The organism is Vibrio sp. Vb1755, from assembly GCF_033338635.1.
GTDB lineage: Bacteria > Pseudomonadota > Gammaproteobacteria > Enterobacterales > Vibrionaceae > Vibrio > Vibrio alginolyticus.
Genome location: NZ_JAWOTA010000001.1, coordinates 432,996 through 449,929, shown reverse-complemented (window position 1 = coordinate 449,929; position 16,934 = coordinate 432,996). Strand labels below are relative to the sequence as shown.

General features: G+C 44.0%; 8 protein-coding genes and 1 pseudogene. 2 read left to right on the top strand and 7 right to left on the bottom strand.

Features of this window, described 5'->3' with window-relative positions; translation table 11 throughout:
- Positions 1-40: 40 nt before the first annotated feature.
- From R7E00_RS01970 to R7E00_RS01960, 3 genes are all read right to left on the bottom strand, one after another.
- Complete coding sequence (locus tag R7E00_RS01970) at positions 41-523, bottom strand: hypothetical protein (RefSeq protein ID WP_025767908.1); 483 nt, start codon at positions 521-523, stop codon at positions 41-43.
- A gap of 2 nt (positions 524-525) precedes the next feature.
- Complete coding sequence (gene tssI, locus R7E00_RS01965; RefSeq protein ID WP_042523523.1) at positions 526-2,604, bottom strand: type VI secretion system tip protein VgrG; 2,079 nt, start codon at positions 2,602-2,604, stop codon at positions 526-528.
- Between the two features lie 72 nt (positions 2,605-2,676).
- Positions 2,677-3,195, bottom strand: coding sequence for an Hcp family type VI secretion system effector (locus R7E00_RS01960; protein ID WP_005373415.1), 519 nt, complete (start codon positions 3,193-3,195; stop codon positions 2,677-2,679).
- A gap of 456 nt (positions 3,196-3,651) precedes the next feature.
- Between R7E00_RS01960 and tssH the strand changes: the two genes are divergently transcribed.
- Positions 3,652-6,330 carry a type VI secretion system ATPase TssH gene (gene tssH, locus R7E00_RS01955; RefSeq protein ID WP_262606351.1) on the top strand — a complete coding sequence of 893 codons (2,679 nt, stop codon included), beginning with the start codon at positions 3,652-3,654 and terminating at the stop codon, positions 6,328-6,330.
- Positions 6,317-7,948: a sigma-54 dependent transcriptional regulator gene (locus R7E00_RS01950; RefSeq protein ID WP_262606352.1), complete on the top strand. Its 1,632-nt coding sequence runs from the start codon at positions 6,317-6,319 to the stop codon at positions 7,946-7,948. The genes tssH and R7E00_RS01950 overlap by 14 nt, the downstream gene beginning before the upstream one ends.
- 80 nt (positions 7,949-8,028) lie before the next feature.
- On the opposite strand, the gene R7E00_RS01945 is transcribed toward R7E00_RS01950, so the two are convergent.
- The 4 genes and pseudogenes from R7E00_RS01945 to R7E00_RS01930 form a co-directional block, all read right to left on the bottom strand.
- On the bottom strand, positions 8,029-12,771 hold the full coding sequence (locus tag R7E00_RS01945) for an OmpA family protein (protein ID WP_258509910.1): 4,743 nt from the start codon (positions 12,769-12,771) through the stop codon (positions 8,029-8,031).
- Positions 12,768-13,892 (bottom strand): Tricorn protease domain-containing protein, encoded by a 1,125-nt coding sequence (locus R7E00_RS01940; RefSeq protein ID WP_258481946.1) that lies wholly within the window; start codon positions 13,890-13,892, stop codon positions 12,768-12,770. The genes R7E00_RS01945 and R7E00_RS01940 overlap by 4 nt, the downstream gene beginning before the upstream one ends.
- A 72-nt stretch (positions 13,893-13,964) precedes the next feature.
- Positions 13,965-15,716, bottom strand: a complete 1,752-nt coding sequence (locus tag R7E00_RS01935; RefSeq protein WP_258509908.1) for a hypothetical protein — start codon at positions 15,714-15,716, stop codon at positions 13,965-13,967.
- A gap of 750 nt (positions 15,717-16,466) precedes the next feature.
- Positions 16,467-16,934, bottom strand: a pseudogene (locus R7E00_RS01930) (hypothetical protein); the annotation flags it as partial.

Sequence of the window (16,934 nt, the reverse complement as noted above, 5' to 3'; positions counted from 1 at the left end):
TAATTAGCTAACTCGACGTAAATTAGCTAATGCTAGGTAATTAGTTAATTGCGATCGTTCCGCCTTGAATTTTTTGTGCTTTTTCTGCTTGAGAGGTGACGTACTTCGCTTTAGTGGTAATTCGTCCATCGCGCCCGCTATAGCGAGTTTCTGTCTCACCACTTTTGACTACCAACTCTTGTTCTGTCTCGATAACCATCTTCTTCGCTCGCAATACAAACTCGTCAGAGTCATCCAGAATGGAGAAGAAAATGTCCGTCACAAGAGGCAAGCTTAAGTCGTCGTTCAAAAATTCAACTCGACAACTTAATCGATTATCGATAGCCATTTGCAGCTCAGAACGACGAAAGCCACGTCCTAGTCTCGCAGTGAGTGGCTGCTTAAATGGGTTACCATCAAAATCAACTCGCACACTGCCCGTAGACTCATTGATAGCCACTATTCTTCCAAAACGCGAAAAGCAAGCCGTTGATTCGGCTTGCTGCTCTGATATTACTTCTGTTGTAAGAGGTTGTTTTTCCATTGTTAGTTAACCACTACGTTGCCACCTTTCACGACGACTTTGTCACTGCCTTCGATCGTAATAGCCGAGCCTGATAACTTTATTGAACCATCACTGTTCATCACTAAAGAGGAACCACCCGTTTTCAATACAATCTTGTCGCCACTGATAATTTGCGTTGCACCATCGGCTTTATAAGCGGTGTTCCCTTTCACTGATACCGTTAAGTTGCCACCAATCGTCTGGTTATCATCCGCACCAATATCTGAACTCTTAGACGCACCGATAGTAAGGTTACTGTTTTCGCCAATATCTAAGTCATCATTTTTACCGATCTTAGTCGTACGGTTATCACCAATTTCTAAGTCAGAATTGTTTTTCACATACTGGGCTTCGTTCGCGTTGTATGTGACGGTAACGTCTTGCTCGACTGTCTCGGTAAACGTACTGTTTACTTGTGTCGTTTTATGTCCATGAATGGTTTCTTTATGGTCACCATGAACTTCATTCGTTTGGTGACGTGCAACCTTCAAGAATTCATCTTGACCGATATCACGGTAACGGTTGTTGAGCACCTTGGTCGACATGTCTTTTTGAGCGTGAATATAGACTTCTTCTTGGTTCGCTTCGTCTTCAAAACTCAACTCGTTGTAACCTGTTCCTTTGTGCGTTTGCGTGCGGAACGTGGTACGAGTTTTGTTTTCTGGCAAAGAGTACGGTGGGAAATGCAAACCGTTGTAAACTGCGCCCGTAACTAACGGACGATCTGGATCCCCCTCAAGGAAAGTCACTACGACTTCATGGCCAATACGCGGCAAATAAACTGCGCCCCATGTTGGCGCCGCCATGGATTGGCTTACACGAATCCAACAGCTTGAATGTTCGTTGTTATCACCGTAGCGATCCCAATGGAACTGTACTTTCACTCGACCAAGCTTGTCGGTGTAAATCTCTTCACCTTCTGGTCCTACAACAACCGCCGTTTGAGGGCCATCAACCACTGGTGCTGCTAGTTTAGGCGCTTTAAACACCACATCACGTGGAATACACGAGAACTGGTTGTAGTAAGTGGTTGGCATACCACTCGCTTCATCTTCATGCACTTGCGGATCTTGACCTGTGTGCATTACAGACAACATAAGGTAATCGCGGTTAATCTCAGAACGCGGGTGGTCACTGACGTTAAAGCTGTAACCAGATGCTAAGCGCATTACGTCACTCGTTGCTTCCACTTGTTGATTATCGACTATGTGTTCCGACATCCACTCCGTGGTTCTCACCTGACCCATCAGCGGGTCAACGTATCGTCCAGGATAATCAAACTGCTTGAGATCTTGGTCTAGCTCGCCAGCCTGTGTCATCTCTTGTGGAATTTTAGGGTGTTCGTAGTTGTAATCTGTGTACGTAACCTGTCCTGTTCTAACGCGGTTAACTAACTCGAGATCAGAGATATGTTCGCGATCGGCAACACCGCCACCATCGGCATGATAAACAATCGGCCCAATGTAAGAAGCATTTAGTGGCGAGCTTATCAAAGGTGCAATCGCGTCATTACTGTCGACAATGACCATCGTATGATTTGAATCGCTATGGTCAAAGTAATACCACATACCGTGTTCAGCCATCATACGCTGCACGAAGTGCAAGTCAGACTCACGGTATTGCAGAACGTATTCTTTTGGAGGATAAGTACCCGACACTTCAAATCGGTAATCGGTGACTGCCCCATCATCGAGTACTTCTGTGATGATGTCTTGCGCTGACTTTTGCTGGAAAATACGACAATCTTGGCGCTGAGATAAGAACCAAGCTTGAGGAACCAAGACTAATTGATAACGAGAAAAACGACGTCCAGTTCCTAAGTAACGCACTTCATTCACCACGCCGTTGAACACACGCGCAGCCCCAACACCTTGTCCGTAAAGTGTCAATGTTCCTGCTTTACGTATTAACTCATCGAACGAGATATCTGGATCAAGTGAAAGTAATGAGAGATTGATGTGGAAAGGCTTAGATAACTCTTCATGAACATGAAAGCTCTCGACCCGAAATTCATGCCCACATCCAGGCACTTCAAATTTAAATTCTACGTCATTCACCATATCTTTTACCTGATACAAATAATCGAATTAGGGCCAACAATCGTTGGCCCTGAATCTTTACGCGACGAGCAATTAAGCTTCGCGTGGAGCACGCCAGTCGTCGTTACCCGCAGTACCACAGTTTTCGTGAGTTACTTCGATCGCACGGTAAGTGAACTTAAGCACTTCTTCTGTCACGCGGTCAGCTGTTGCTGCGTCTTGACAGTGGTTCATACGAGTTTGGATATCGACAAGTAGCGCATCAATCAATTTGATTGAGTAGTAGTGCTCTTGTTTACCTTGAACTGAAGTGCGGTAGAAGCGGATCACACACTCAGGAAGTTTTTCGCCAGATACTAGTGCGTTGAATAGTAGTGGAGATGAGCGATCTTGAACTTTAGTTACAACAAGTGGACGGTGTACACGTTGACCAGTTGGCTGACCACTTTGTGGATCACGTGGAACTGTTAGCACGTGATCAAGTTCTTGTACTAGGAACTCATCAACGTGAGCTTCTTGCCATGTGTTACCTACTGAATCTGCAGAGTAAGTATCTTTAGTAATATGGCCTTGAGTCTCACCTTGGATAGACATATATGCTGGAGTTGGCATCGCTATTTCCTTTTCTAAAATCTGTTTTGTTTAAATCACCAAATCGCTTATCACCGCGACTAGTTGGTACAATCAAAGTCCGTGCCAACTTTAAAAGTCAAACAAAAACAACAATTTAAGTAATGCCAGGCATTGTTCACTAATATATTGAGTACAATTTATTGGATAAAAAACCAAAAAGTTGGATTAAGATAATAATAAATTGTTCTAACTTTAAAAAGTGAAAATAACCATATAAAACCGTGTAAATAAAGTCATTAAAACTAATAAATCCGACACTTTTACTATCAATTAATTTAGAATAACAACGCCATTAAAATAACCACAAACATTAATGTCACAATAATCATTAAAAATAACCAACAAACGATAGTCAAAATATCTTGATAAAAAAAGAGCGCAATTACTTTTAGTATAATAGCCGCTACCTCTTTTCCTCTAAAGAATAAAATGGCTATGATAAATATAAACCTTTCTTCATTAATTCAGCGTCTACACCCGATTGCAAAAGTAGCATTAGAAGACGCCGCTGCACTTGCAGTCTCTGAAAAAGCAAACGAAGTTCAAATTGAGCATTATTTACTGAGTCTATTAGAAAGGCCAAATAGTGATTTTGACGTCTTATTGAGTCATTTTGATTGTTCTGAGAACTTATTAAGACAATCGGTTCGATCCACACTCGACACCAACGCCAAAGGAAATGGCAGCAAACCTGTTTTTTCTGCTTTATTAATCGAATGGTTGCAAGAAAGTTGGCTGGTTTCTTCTTTAGATCTATCCGAAACACAAATCCGCTCTGGTGCCCTGCTCCTTACTCTTGTTAGCAACCCTCTCCGTTACGGCCAACATGGTTACGCCTCTATCCTTGAAGCGGTAAACCCTGACAGCCTTAAGCGTAACTTTGCAGAGCTAACAAGCCACTCTATTGAGGCGCAAGTTGCTACTTCAGAAAAAACACAAGCTCGTGAAGATGGTTCAGCACTGAGCAAGTTCACAACCGACTTCACTGGTAAAGCACGCAAAGGCGAAATCGACCCTGTTTTCTGCCGCGACCAAGAAATCCGCCAAATCGTGGACATTCTTGCTCGTCGCCGTAAAAACAACCCTATTGCTGTTGGTGAACCGGGCGTTGGTAAAACCGCAGTAGTAGAAGGCTTGGCACTTAAGATTGTACAAGGTGACGTACCAGACAACCTCAAAGGTGTTGAGCTTTACGGCCTGGACATGGGTCTTCTGCAAGCTGGTGCAAGCGTAAAAGGCGAATTCGAAAAACGCCTAAACGCAGTATTGGATGAAGTGAAAAACTCGCCAACCCCTATCATTCTTTTCATCGATGAAGCACACACCCTTGTTGGCGGTGGTAACCAAGCGGGCGGCAGCGACGCGGCAAACTTGCTAAAACCAGCCCTAGCGCGTGGTGAAGTGAAAACCATCGCTGCGACAACATGGTCGGAATACAAGAAGTACTTCGAGAAAGATCCTGCTCTTGCGCGTCGTTTCCAATTGGTGAAACTCGACGAACCGTCTCCTGAGCAAGCAGCATTGATCATTCGTGGTCTGCGCCCAGCATACGAGAAGTCACATAACGTTTACGTGCGTGACGATGCTATCACTGCTGCGGCAGCACTTTCTGCTCGTTACATCTCTGGCCGTCAACTGCCAGACAAAGCGATCGATGTACTAGATACGGCGTGTGCACGAGTGAACATCAGCCTTAATGCCATTCCTGCTTCTGTTGAGACTCTGCAGCAAGAACTTGCAGCTCAACAGCGCGAGCTTGAAGCACTTGAGCGTGATGCTCTGCAGCAAACTGGCGACAAGCACAGCCTTGCTAACATTCCAGACCTAAAACTGGCAATGGAAACAACGAAAGAAGAGCTAGCAGAACAAGAAGCGCAATGGCACAAAGAAAAAGAGCAGATCCAAGAGATGATTGCTCTACGCTCTCGCTTACATGAACTGGTCTTTGGCGAAACAAACGAAGAAGAGCTTGTTGCAGACGAAGATTCAGAACAAGAGCAAGACGTTTCTCCATATGCAGAAATGGATGAAGAAGCCGTTCGCATTGCAATTTCGGGCTGCCAAGAACAGCTAGATGTAATCCGCAATGGCAACCCACTGGTTCACTTTGAAGTGGGCCCAGATGAAGTCAGCCATGTGATCTCGGACTGGACTGGTATTCCAATGGGTAAGATGCTTCAAGACGAAGCAGAAACCACGCTAAAACTGAAAGAAAGCCTAACACAAAGCATCAAAGGCCAAGAATACGCTATCGATGCACTGTCTGAAGGCATTCAAACCGCAAAAGCAGGCTTAGGCAACCCAGACGCACCAACAGGCGTATTCCTGCTGGTTGGCCCAAGTGGCGTGGGTAAAACCGAAACTGCTCGTGCAATTGCTGATCAAATGTTTGGTGGTGAGCGCTTTATGACGACCATTAACATGTCTGAGTTCCAAGAGAAGCACACGGTATCTCGCCTAATCGGTTCACCTCCGGGTTACGTAGGTTACGGTGAAGGCGGCATGCTGACAGAAGCGGTTCGTCAACGTCCATATTCTGTTGTTCTTCTTGATGAAGTGGAAAAAGCCGACCCTGAAGTGTTGAACCTGTTCTACCAAGTGTTCGACAAAGGCACGCTGAACGACGGCGAAGGCCGCACAATCGACTTCAAGAACACGCTGATCATCATGACCAGTAACCTTGCGACGCATGAGATCGAATCTTTGGTTCATCAATCCAAAGACATCGATGCAAACATCATCGCAGAAGCTATTCGCCCTACTTTGAACCAACACTTCAAGCCGGCGCTGTTGGCACGTATGTCAGTACTACCATTTGTTCCGCTGTCTGATGAAGCAATGACAGAAATTATTCACCACAAGCTGAACAAAGTTTCTCAGCGTCTACAGAGCCATCACAAGTTGTCTCTGAGCTACGAAGAAAGCTTGGTTGAGTTCGTACTAGGTAACTGTCGCCTTGCTGAAACGGGCGCGCGTAACATCGACGCGGTCATCAACCGTCAGTTGCTGCCGCAACTATCGACTCAGCTATTAGTGCATGACAAGGATGATTCACATACGCAAATCGAAGTGTCTGTCGATGAGCAAGGAACACTAACCTATGCGTTCAGCTAACCATAGCGAACTTAGTAACGCCCTACTTGCGATCAGTCAGTCTTTGGCTGATCGCAGCCAGCTTACCCAAACCTTGGATGCCGTGTTGACCGCTGCGAGACAAATGACCCTCGCAAAGCACGGCATCATTTACGTTTTGGACCAGACTGGGCAGGCGTTGATTCCAAGTACCGCTCACCATAACGATAAAACTATCGTTTCCCACCCTTGGGAAGCATTACAGTTAGACTCAGCCAGTGAGAACGATCCATTCAACTTTGCCATTCGTAATGGTGAAGTGGTGTTGATTAACGAGTTGTATAAGTACAACGGCTATGACTGCGAAAGCATCTATCAAACTGAGCAGACACTGGGATTAAAAAGCGAGAACTTATTGGCTTGGCCTTTGATTGATAGCGAAAGCAAAACCATTGGACTGTTAGTCTTACTCGATTTGAACGTCATCGATAACGAGGCAGCCTTGACTGAGTTTTGTCGTATGGCTGCGAGTAATATTCGCCAAGCCGTTTGGTTAGAGCAATACGGGCAAGTAATAAAAAATCTCAATGCCGACAATCAAGCCCTAGTGCGCGAGAACACTCAGCTCAAAAAACGTACCCAGAAAGCCTATCAAGGTCCTATTGCAGAGAGCGAAGAAATGCTCAATGTATTGAATCGTCTTGATAAGGTGCTATCTCTTCCTGTCGACGTTCTGTTGCGTGGTGAAACGGGCGCTGGTAAAGAAGTGATCGCGAAATACATTCACGAAAACTCTAACCGTTCAGAACAACCTTTGATCGTACAAAACTGTGCCGCAATCCCAGAGCAGTTATTAGAGTCAGAACTCTTTGGGCATAAGAAAGGTTCATTTACGGGCGCAGACAAAGACAAAGTCGGTTTGTTTGAAGCAGCCAACGGCGGCACGCTTTTCCTAGATGAAATTGGCGATATGCCAATGCTACTGCAAGCAAAATTGCTGCGTGTGCTACAGGAACGTAAAGTTCGCCCAATCGGCACTAGCAAAGAGATTGAAGTGGACGTGCGCGTTATCGCTGCAACCCACTGTAATCTTATGCAGCAAATCAAAGATGGCGGATTCCGTGCCGACTTGTTCTATCGCTTAAATGTCTTCCCTATAACATTGCCGCCCCTGAGAGCCCGTAAGTCGGACATTATTCCCCTTGCTGAACATTTCGTGCAACACACAACCAACACGCTAGGTTTGCCGCAAGCGCCAGGGTTAAGTGCCAATGTACGTAAACAGCTGCTTGCCTACCAATACCCAGGGAACGTGCGTGAGCTTAAAAACATCATCGAGCGCTCGGTACTACTGTCCGATTTTGAAACCATCACTCATATCGAGTTTGGTGAACAAACCCCAGAAGATGTACCAACTGTCGAAGTGAAAGCAGCCTCACCTACTCCAGAACAACCTGCTTATGAGCAGCCAGCACAAGCGGATTTAGAAGATGCTTCAAAGAGCCTTAAGGATGTTGTCAGCCAATACGAGCGCACAGTGATCATCGATTGCTTAAATGCGTGTAATTGGCACACCAAGAAGGCCGCTGAGCGATTGGCGCTGCCAATGAGCACTCTCAACCATAAGATGAAGAAATACGACATTTCTGCAGTGGGTTGATGGGGCTTAAAAAGAAAATTCTAAATTCAGTATGAAGTCATAAGAAAAGAAAAACCGCCCGAAGGCGGTTTTTTTTGCATCTAGGAAGGGTTATCAAGTGACTTTTCCAAGGGCTTGGGTGCTTGAGTTACCGCAGGTTGTTTCTCAATCCAATCTTTCAGCCATTTCTTGCGTTGAGATTCGTTATACTGCTTCCAAGTTTCAGCCGCAGACTTGTCTACGCCTTCCTCTGTCGACTCTTTCTCAATTAACCAAGGCATATCACTAAAGAAATTACCAGCCAAAGCACTATCCGCATTTAAAGAAGGAATAGAAATTACAGCATCACGACCAATATCATAGTCATCAACTCCATTTAATCCGACTTGTTTTAGATGAGCAACCGAAAGCTCCAAGTTCGCTTTACCACCAATTACACCACCAAACGGTCTTAGGCCTTTTAACCTAACTCCCGTTGGTGCAACATATTCCAAGTTAAACCTCATGCAGTACATCGTATAGTTTTTGATCTTAGATAGTTCATTCTCTTTAGTGAGACTACCTACAGCTTCACCTATAAACTCACTCATGGCATCAACTTGTTCTCGATGGTTTTCTGAAATAGATTCAGTAAACATCCATTCTTCGTTTTTATAGGCAAACTCACCAATATGATACATATCGGTGAAGTAAAGAGGACCTTTAACTGGCTTGCCATCATTTCCGTCGAGCGCCAGTTGAATACACATATTCACTGCTTCCCACGGCATACCCAAACGTTCATAAAGTGCTTTTTCATGACTTTCACCCAAAATCAGTACATAAATACTGGCAGGATCGTCTTTCTTTTTGTTTCCCCATGAGAAACCATCACGCCAGATATTATCAGCCGATTGGTACCACTTTCTTTCACTGAAAAAGTTCAAACCAGACGCTTTGGTGTCTATAGCCACCAATTGCTGTTTAATGCCATGAAGTATAGGGATGGTATTTTTGTCTCCCTCACCTGCCATTAAGGTAAAGCTCTCTACCATAAGGTCCTGTTCACGTAGACGCAGTTGCTGCTCTCCCAAGTAGGTATCAAGCAAAACCAGTCTAGTTTCTGTACTTAAAGCGCCAATTTGCAACTCATCTTCAGCATCATCAAACTTCTGCCCCAGACTGTACTCTTGTGGTAAATAAAAACTATGTTGCCCTTGATTTGTTCTAATTCCCAAGCAGTAACGCATATTTTGGAAGCCTCCGCCTTTTACATAGCGCTTAAAGGAATCCGCTTCTGCAAAATAGTCGCTTGGCTGACCCGATATCGCTGCTCCGGAAACTGCCATACTGAACATTGCATCAGAGAACATTAGCTTTGCTTTAGAGGTCATTGGTTTCATACCGTCGATCATCACATCACCGAAGCGGAATGAGGGAATATGCTCAATAGCAATCAACGTAGCGCCGTCATCAATCCCCTGTTGCTTGTAAAAAGCACTTATTCGCCCATCAGGATCTGCTTTGAAGTCACTAACCTTCATTGGCAGCATCCAGTCACTGAAAGCTGGACCTTTAATATTTTCGAGCCCGTCGACGCGATCATAGCCAATAGTAACTGGCTTCGCATACTTGTGTTCTTTTTTAAGTATCAACTGCACTTTCACTTTATCGTATGGACCTAGGCGACTGCTGCTAGATTGCTGAATCCAACTATCATATGACATCCATTCCGGTTCATCACTTTCAGCATAGCGAGCTGACTGAACTAGTATTCGACAATAGCCGATTTCATCTTTCTTTAACTCACTTCCTTGCGGGTTAAATGACTCGGTAAAGTTATCAAACATCGTTTCATTTGGGTGTTCAAACAACATGGTTTGTATCGGGAAGATTTGATTAAATGCACCTGACGCTTTAAAGCTATCCCTGTTTTCGGTTATAGAGAGATGAGAAACTTTACTATTAGTTGTTATTGGAGCAGGCCAATGCTGCGCACCTTGTGGCATCTTTGTCGATAATTCGGTGTAGTACTCGTTATCACAACGGTTCTTCCAGTTAGCCGCTAAGGTGTTTCCTTTGATCGTATGTACAGACCAATCATCGCTCAAAATGTAGTTCTCAATGTATTCCTTCACCTTGTAACGCTCAACCAAAAACCTAAACGAGATATTAGCATTCCGTTTGGTTTGAGATCCTAGGTCAGCGAGTAATAACACTAAGCCATTAATAGCAAGCGCTCGTAGTTGGTAGCGTTTTAATACCTCCTTACGAACTTCTTCGCTCTCAAGGTGAGTAATGAGTTCCTGGTAAGACCTACATTCAATACCTACATCTACCTTACTGCGTCGCAAATCGTTAAGTAACTCGATATGTATTTTTGCCAGCCTTTCAAGCTCACTGACAACCTCATGGCTTTGCTTTAACTCTTCTAGGAAGGAGTCCAACATTAAACTATCAATCACTTTCACCGCAGATATTGCTGTCTTTGACCCCTCTATGGCAAGCATAAACCCTCTTGCCGCAGGAGCTATAGCAGGAATATAGGAAGCGACGTCAACGACACTGTCAAAAATCGCCATTCGCAGTGCGACTTCTGCTTTATCTTGCGCAACCATCTCAGCTTCTAGAGCAAGCCTAGAGCGTTCCATTGCATGCGAGCCATAGCGACTGGGATGAAAGAATATGTTCAGGGATTGCAGGTAAATACGGATTACAACCCGACGGTTTTGTCTTAGATTAGGGTTGTTGCGGTCGACTTTTTCACCTTGTTTGGGAACATAGACAGGTTTACTTTCACCAAAAGCGGCTACCGAAACACGACCTTCAAAAACAGGGAACTCCTTCATGAGCAGTTTTTTCGCATATTCTGCGCGCTCTGCCGAGACCTGCATATTTGCTTTCTCGGTACCGACTTGGCAAGCATGCCCTTCTATCTCTACTCTAAGGTTTGGCTCATTCTCTAAAACGTTGGCAAGAGAAGCAGCAAGCTGTTTAAATATAGGTGCATGATCCTTTAACTCTTTTTCACGCGAGTTAAAGGCAAATTCTATTTTTATTCCTGCGCCTCTAGAGCTATTTACGAGAATGGCGTCAATCTGATTGCCAGATTGATCACGCGCATCTTTTAAAGCCTGTTCTAGTTTTTCTTCCTGGATATGGTTAGCTGTCTTCCAAACTGGAATTTGAGCAAGGTAGTCTTTTGTAACTTCTTCTGTTCCTTGCTCTGCTTTATCAACCTTTTTATTTTGATTAACCAGCTGTTTAGCTTTTTTATACAAACTAAGTGCTGTCAATCCCGTTCCGAAGCCATTAAAACCAACGGTTTTACCACCAGAAAGCCAAGCTTCCGCAACTCGCCCGGCAACCACACGTCGGTTACCCAGACGTGATTCTAAAGAAAGTGCTAGTGCGCTTGACCGAGCTTCATTGGTGTTAAAAACCTTATCGTGAAATAGCGCCTTCCAACCAACACCCGCGATAGCTGGAGTGTGGAGTTCCTGCAACTTATCAAGCGCTTCTTTCGTACTGTAAATACCGTAATACAATTCGCCTGCCGCTTTCATCGCAGGCGGCATCTCGGACTTAACTGCATCCCAATACAGTTTCGAGACGTTATTAAACACCGCTTGGCGGCCATCACGGTCTAAAGTGTCTTGCAAGCTACCGCTCAGCAGCCCTGCTCCTAGCTGAGCAGACACATCTCGGATATTCTTGAGTAACGCAATACTCCTTGAAGCTGGCGTATTGGCTGTTACACCTTGTACATTACCGTGAAGGTAATGTTTCATATTTCCAAAGTACTGAGGGTATTGATAAATCAAGGATTCCTCAAGGGAGATCATATCGCCACTGACAATGGCAAATTTCCCTAACGGAGTGCTTGAAAAAAAGGTAATCTGTTCACGTAGCTCGTAAGTGTAGACTGTATCTAAGCCTTCAGAAAATTGCTGAATATGAGCGTCTTTAATGAACTGTGGAACACCATTTTTCATCTGGCTTGGAATAAATTCGACACGGATACTGTATAAGCCTTCTTTAAAATCAGCAGGATCAACGTGAAACATCGCGCATGGATATTGCTTAGCATTTTCTTCTGAATGCTCATCTTCAGGTAATGCCGCTTGTACTGAAGAGCCTATCGTTTTGTATTCCCCACCTTCTTTGGTTGAGTCAAATTTTTGCAAAGTAACCGTCGCACTTTCATAGCCTTGATCAGAAAAAACCACCGCGCAACTCGCCACAACAGGTAAAACGAAGCCTTTTAGTGTCTCTCCCGATTCACTTACATCTTCATACCACTTGTTATATTCTGCCTGTTCTTCGCTGAGCCCCCCGTTCGCAGCTGGTTCGTAAGGCTTAGCCAATTGTTCAATGCTGATCTCTGTCAAGGTCAGTTTTGCTTCGCTGTTTTCCAACTGGCTACTCAACTCTGCAACTTTTGTAGCTAACTCTTTGGGGTTTAACTCAGAAAGTGAAGCTATTAAAGGCAAGGGCGGAAAGCGGAAAGTGAAGGTTTGCTCACCCTCTTTGGGTAGGTCCCTACCTAAAGCATGAATTGTGTGCTCTGGTGTCAGGACCTCAAAAGCCCCATATTGATCGGGCTTTCCGTTACCCAGTGAACATAACTTAAATTTATGGTCGGTAGCCCAAAGCTTAGGGCTATCGCTATCGGTTACGTTAAGCATCGGCACTTTTGCTAAAGGGCGAAGATTAGTCACGTCTTTATTTTTAAGCAAGCTAGGCTCTTCGTGCCAAGTTGGATAGACGTTTTTTCTACCCTCCTGAGTAGCAGGAAAATAAGCACCAAACAAATAGTAATTGGCACGCAAAGGTATCGCGTTACAGGTATCATGAGTGCTCACAGTTCATCCCCTTTAACAAAATCACCATTGTTGGCAAAGGCGTTGTAAAGAGAAGAGTTACTGGCACTATGGCCCGTCCCTATTTGCTCCCATTTTAAATAAGAACCAAATTCTTTATTTTCTTTTAGTTTACTGAGGATGGCCCGTGCCGCTCCATCCCGAGCATAATTCGCATCTTTACTCAAAATCTCAAAATAGCGCAGTTTACCTACCGCTCGCGGTACGATTTCTTCTGATTGGAAGGTTCTACTTTGGGTATCAATAAGATAACGGTGCGTTCTAGTTTCGGCCCAAGAATAGCGCCCCGTTGGGCTAATTGATTTCTTACGAAAACGGGCTTCATCTGCAGAACGTGAACTATCCGGCACTATCGAGTAAAGCTCCTTTCCCGTGCGCTCATCAAAGACACCAACCCCATATTCATCGACCATATAACGCTTGCCATCATAAATCACGGAGTACTCATTAAACTCTGTGTCTACTTGCTGTTTGTCGCCTGTCGCTAAGGTGTACTTCCAGTCTTTAAACTTGTCTACGTAGTAAAGATAGCTGCTGTCTTCTGCCCATAGAAACTCTGGGTAGCCACGTGAACGACCTAGTTCAATATACTCACCCGTCTTAAGATCTTTAATTACTTTAAACATCCCTTCTGAGGCCGAATAGGCCAAAGCCAAGTAGCGATTATTTGGAGAGACACGCATTAGACGAACTTTGCCAACAAACTCATCTGCGACCAGACGCAAGTCCGTCCCATCCGTTTTGATACTCCACACTTTATCCCTTTGATCATAGTGGCCTTTTGCTTCATTTCGGGCATTATCCCAACGGAACACTACACGTGGTAAATCATAAGAGCTTTCATTGGTGAGATCTTCACGTGGCCATTCTTTAGCTTTAAAAATAAAGTGTTTAGGTTTACCCGTCTCTTTGTCATAAATAACGTAATTGTTTTCTGTAATATAAACACGACCATCTTCCCACTGTTGAGCATTTTTTTCTGCGATTCGGTCTTGAACCGTCTGAGGTTTTGGCGCGTGTTGTTCTGGTTCCTTGGCCGATTCTTGATTACAGCCAGATAAGACCGCTAAAGTAATCAAGCATAATGTATGACGTAGATTCATCTTATATTCTCTTCGTTATCTTTCTCGATCGCGTTTAATAGTGTGACAACGCAACCCGAATAAGTTGTTTTGTTAACTTGTCTGATCTTTTTTCTTATAAGCCAGTAAATCCGCAATGGGTGTTTGAGCAAAAATGACCGTTTTATTATCTCTTCCGTGATGACTATTGCCCTGATAACCACGGAGAAGATCCACTTCTTTAACCTCTGCAGGCCAACCAGTAAAACGAATCAACCTAGAACCATTCTCTTTTTTTATACATTGGCGCAAGCACACTCGCTGCGACCAATCACCATCGCTTTGCCTTAACTCAAAGTAATCATCTGACTCGTCCAGCGTCGTATAGCCCGGATATTCGAAAACTATCTCGACAGATTTAAGTAAATACACGACCGCTACATTTTTATTTAGCTGGCTTCGTAACATTGCGTATTTTTCAGGTTTTGAGGTCGCAGCACTTGGTAATACTGAGAGCAGACGAACAGAACCGTCTCCAATTTTAAAGCTTTTCTCACTGCTATAATGGTTAAGATCAGTGACTTTTATGGCCTTGGTTCCGGGATCACTTTCTAGTTCAGATAGTTCACTCTCGCTCAATCGTTTACTGTTATAAGCCAAATATACTTCTTGAGGCTCACCTTTAATCTTGTAGGGAAGCCATATATGCGGGAGAGGGTAACCTTGCGCGCTCCGCTCCACTGGGCTAGAAGCATTAATAGGGCTCAAATTTGTTTCAATCTTTTCTTTGATTTGTGGTTCATAGCCTGTCATGACTATCTCAACTTCTTCCTCAACTAAGTTGAACACTCGAGCCTCTCCAGAGCCATTCAAAGAGCCTTCACTTACCACCTTGCCGTTCTGCACGATTTGGAAAGGCTCATAAGCGAAAACACCGCCTGTTTCAGGATTGGTCATATAGATATCGGCGTGCCTTTTGGGTCTAGAGCCTTCACGAACACTATTAATGTCCGTATCTGAAAAGTAACCATTTTCCGTAATTGCCACTTCGCGCCAAATTTTATTGTTCCAAACAACATACACGTAGCCTGATTTAAACACTTCTGCAGCTTCATCTGATTTATCGCTACCAGGGAAGTGCAGCGGAACCACAGGCACCAACACGTTATCCCACTCATCCATTTGAGTTTCTTTATCAACGGGTTGCAGGTCTTCGGCGAGTTTAAGCAAAATTGGCTGAGGCTGGTCAGTGCAAGGGATTTTGATATAGAGCGTTTTACCCTCAGCTTCGAGATCTTTAAATATCGCGAGGCTGCGGTGTTTGTTTTCTGTATCAGCCTTGCCTACAGTCACTTTTTCTTTTTGAGCTTCGGTTTTTCCCAACATCAAACATGCCGCGTTGCTAGACCACTGCCCTGCAAACTCGACAACGATTTTTTGATCTGGGCTTGGCTCAGAGGGGACATGCGTGTAACTACGAACTAAAGCAACATCGTCGGTAACCTGCTTGTATCCTGCTTTAAAAGCTTTGCTTTCATTCGAAGCAGATACAGAGTCAACGAGTGATTTAAGTCTAGGGAAGCTTTGCAGCTGAGAGTCCGTCAATGGCGAACGACGAGCAACGGTAGATAATGACACCCAATTGCCTTTCCCCAATTCGATTCTTATCGCAGCTAGCAATGCGCTGGTCGTGTTTTTGGCAGAGATGGAAATCTTTTGCGCCAATTCTTTAGGGAGGTTTCTAAGGATGTCATCTGAATTTCGCAAACGCGAAAGCTGTCCTATACACTCGTCCGGTGTAAGAACATAAGATAGCTCGTTGGAGGATAGCTTCGAGCTAGGTATAAATTTGCAAACTAAATGCATTTGAATTCTCCACAACCAACATCGTAAATATGGCTGCGGTGACAATTAAGCTGATAAGGCTTACAAGTACGATTTGGTCTGCGTATCCTACTTACTTAGCCATTTATTTTCAACGAGATAGAAAAATCGCCCGAAATCAAAAACACCAAAAAAATGGCGACTTTTACTATTAAAACATGCGATTTAACCACAATAAAAGCCAGTAACATCACCCACTCTGTCAAAATGGTAAAATCTTACTATCTAAAAAAATTTAATTTATGGACTGAAGTTAACAAAAATTGTAGTCACGTGCGCTTCAGGTAAGCACGAGGAAATTCAGAAGTTTATGAGGTGCCCTCCTCAGCAACAAACAACAAATTGACTGTTACTGAGGAAGTTTAAATAAAAAGGTGAGCGCATTACGCACTCACAAAAGTAACTGCTCTGAAGCTTGCTAGGATTAAATTTGCTTCATCGCGAGTTAAAGAGGCGAGGTATTACCCATCGACCTCATGCAGAACACTATACTCAGAGTATAGAAACGAGCGTAAATATATAATATTTAAAAAGATTTTCAACGCGACACATTCACCACAGCACCTGCCGAGCGACCATCACAATCACTTCATACACACCTAAAAGCAACATTGGCCTAGTTATTATAGTTATTCAGCCTTGTATTAAGACGATTCATTAATTCGAGTAACTTATCAATAAAGGCAATTATTTTGATAAATATCACAAAAAATCCCAAAGAAATAAAGCGAGCTAAACGCTCGCTGTACTTGCGAAACGATCATAGTTAAATGTTGCTTGAGCCTCTTCGGCAGAGGCGGAAAGCTTGTTGGTACCATTTACATAAATCGTCACTACCCCCTCCTTCAGTCCTGAAAGATCTAAATCAGTTGTCCATGAGTCTGAAAGCACGGTAGCCATGCCTGTGGCTTCTGTACCATCAGCGTCGACTGCTTTAATATCTATGAACTCACCATCTTCAAACCGTTCACTGCTACCACTTACTGTCACGCTTTCCACTCCAGTAACATCGTTGATAACGTCTAGGTGTATTGTCGGTGTAATTGGCATGGAGTAAGCCGTGTTCTGGCCACCGGTATTTCCTGATAAGTCTTGGTAGTCACGAACAAGCAACGCCACATTGAGCTCTGACGTGCTTGGTACCACCACATCACCAGTCCAAACACTTGGGTCCGCGGTTGCCACTAATGAAGTGATCGT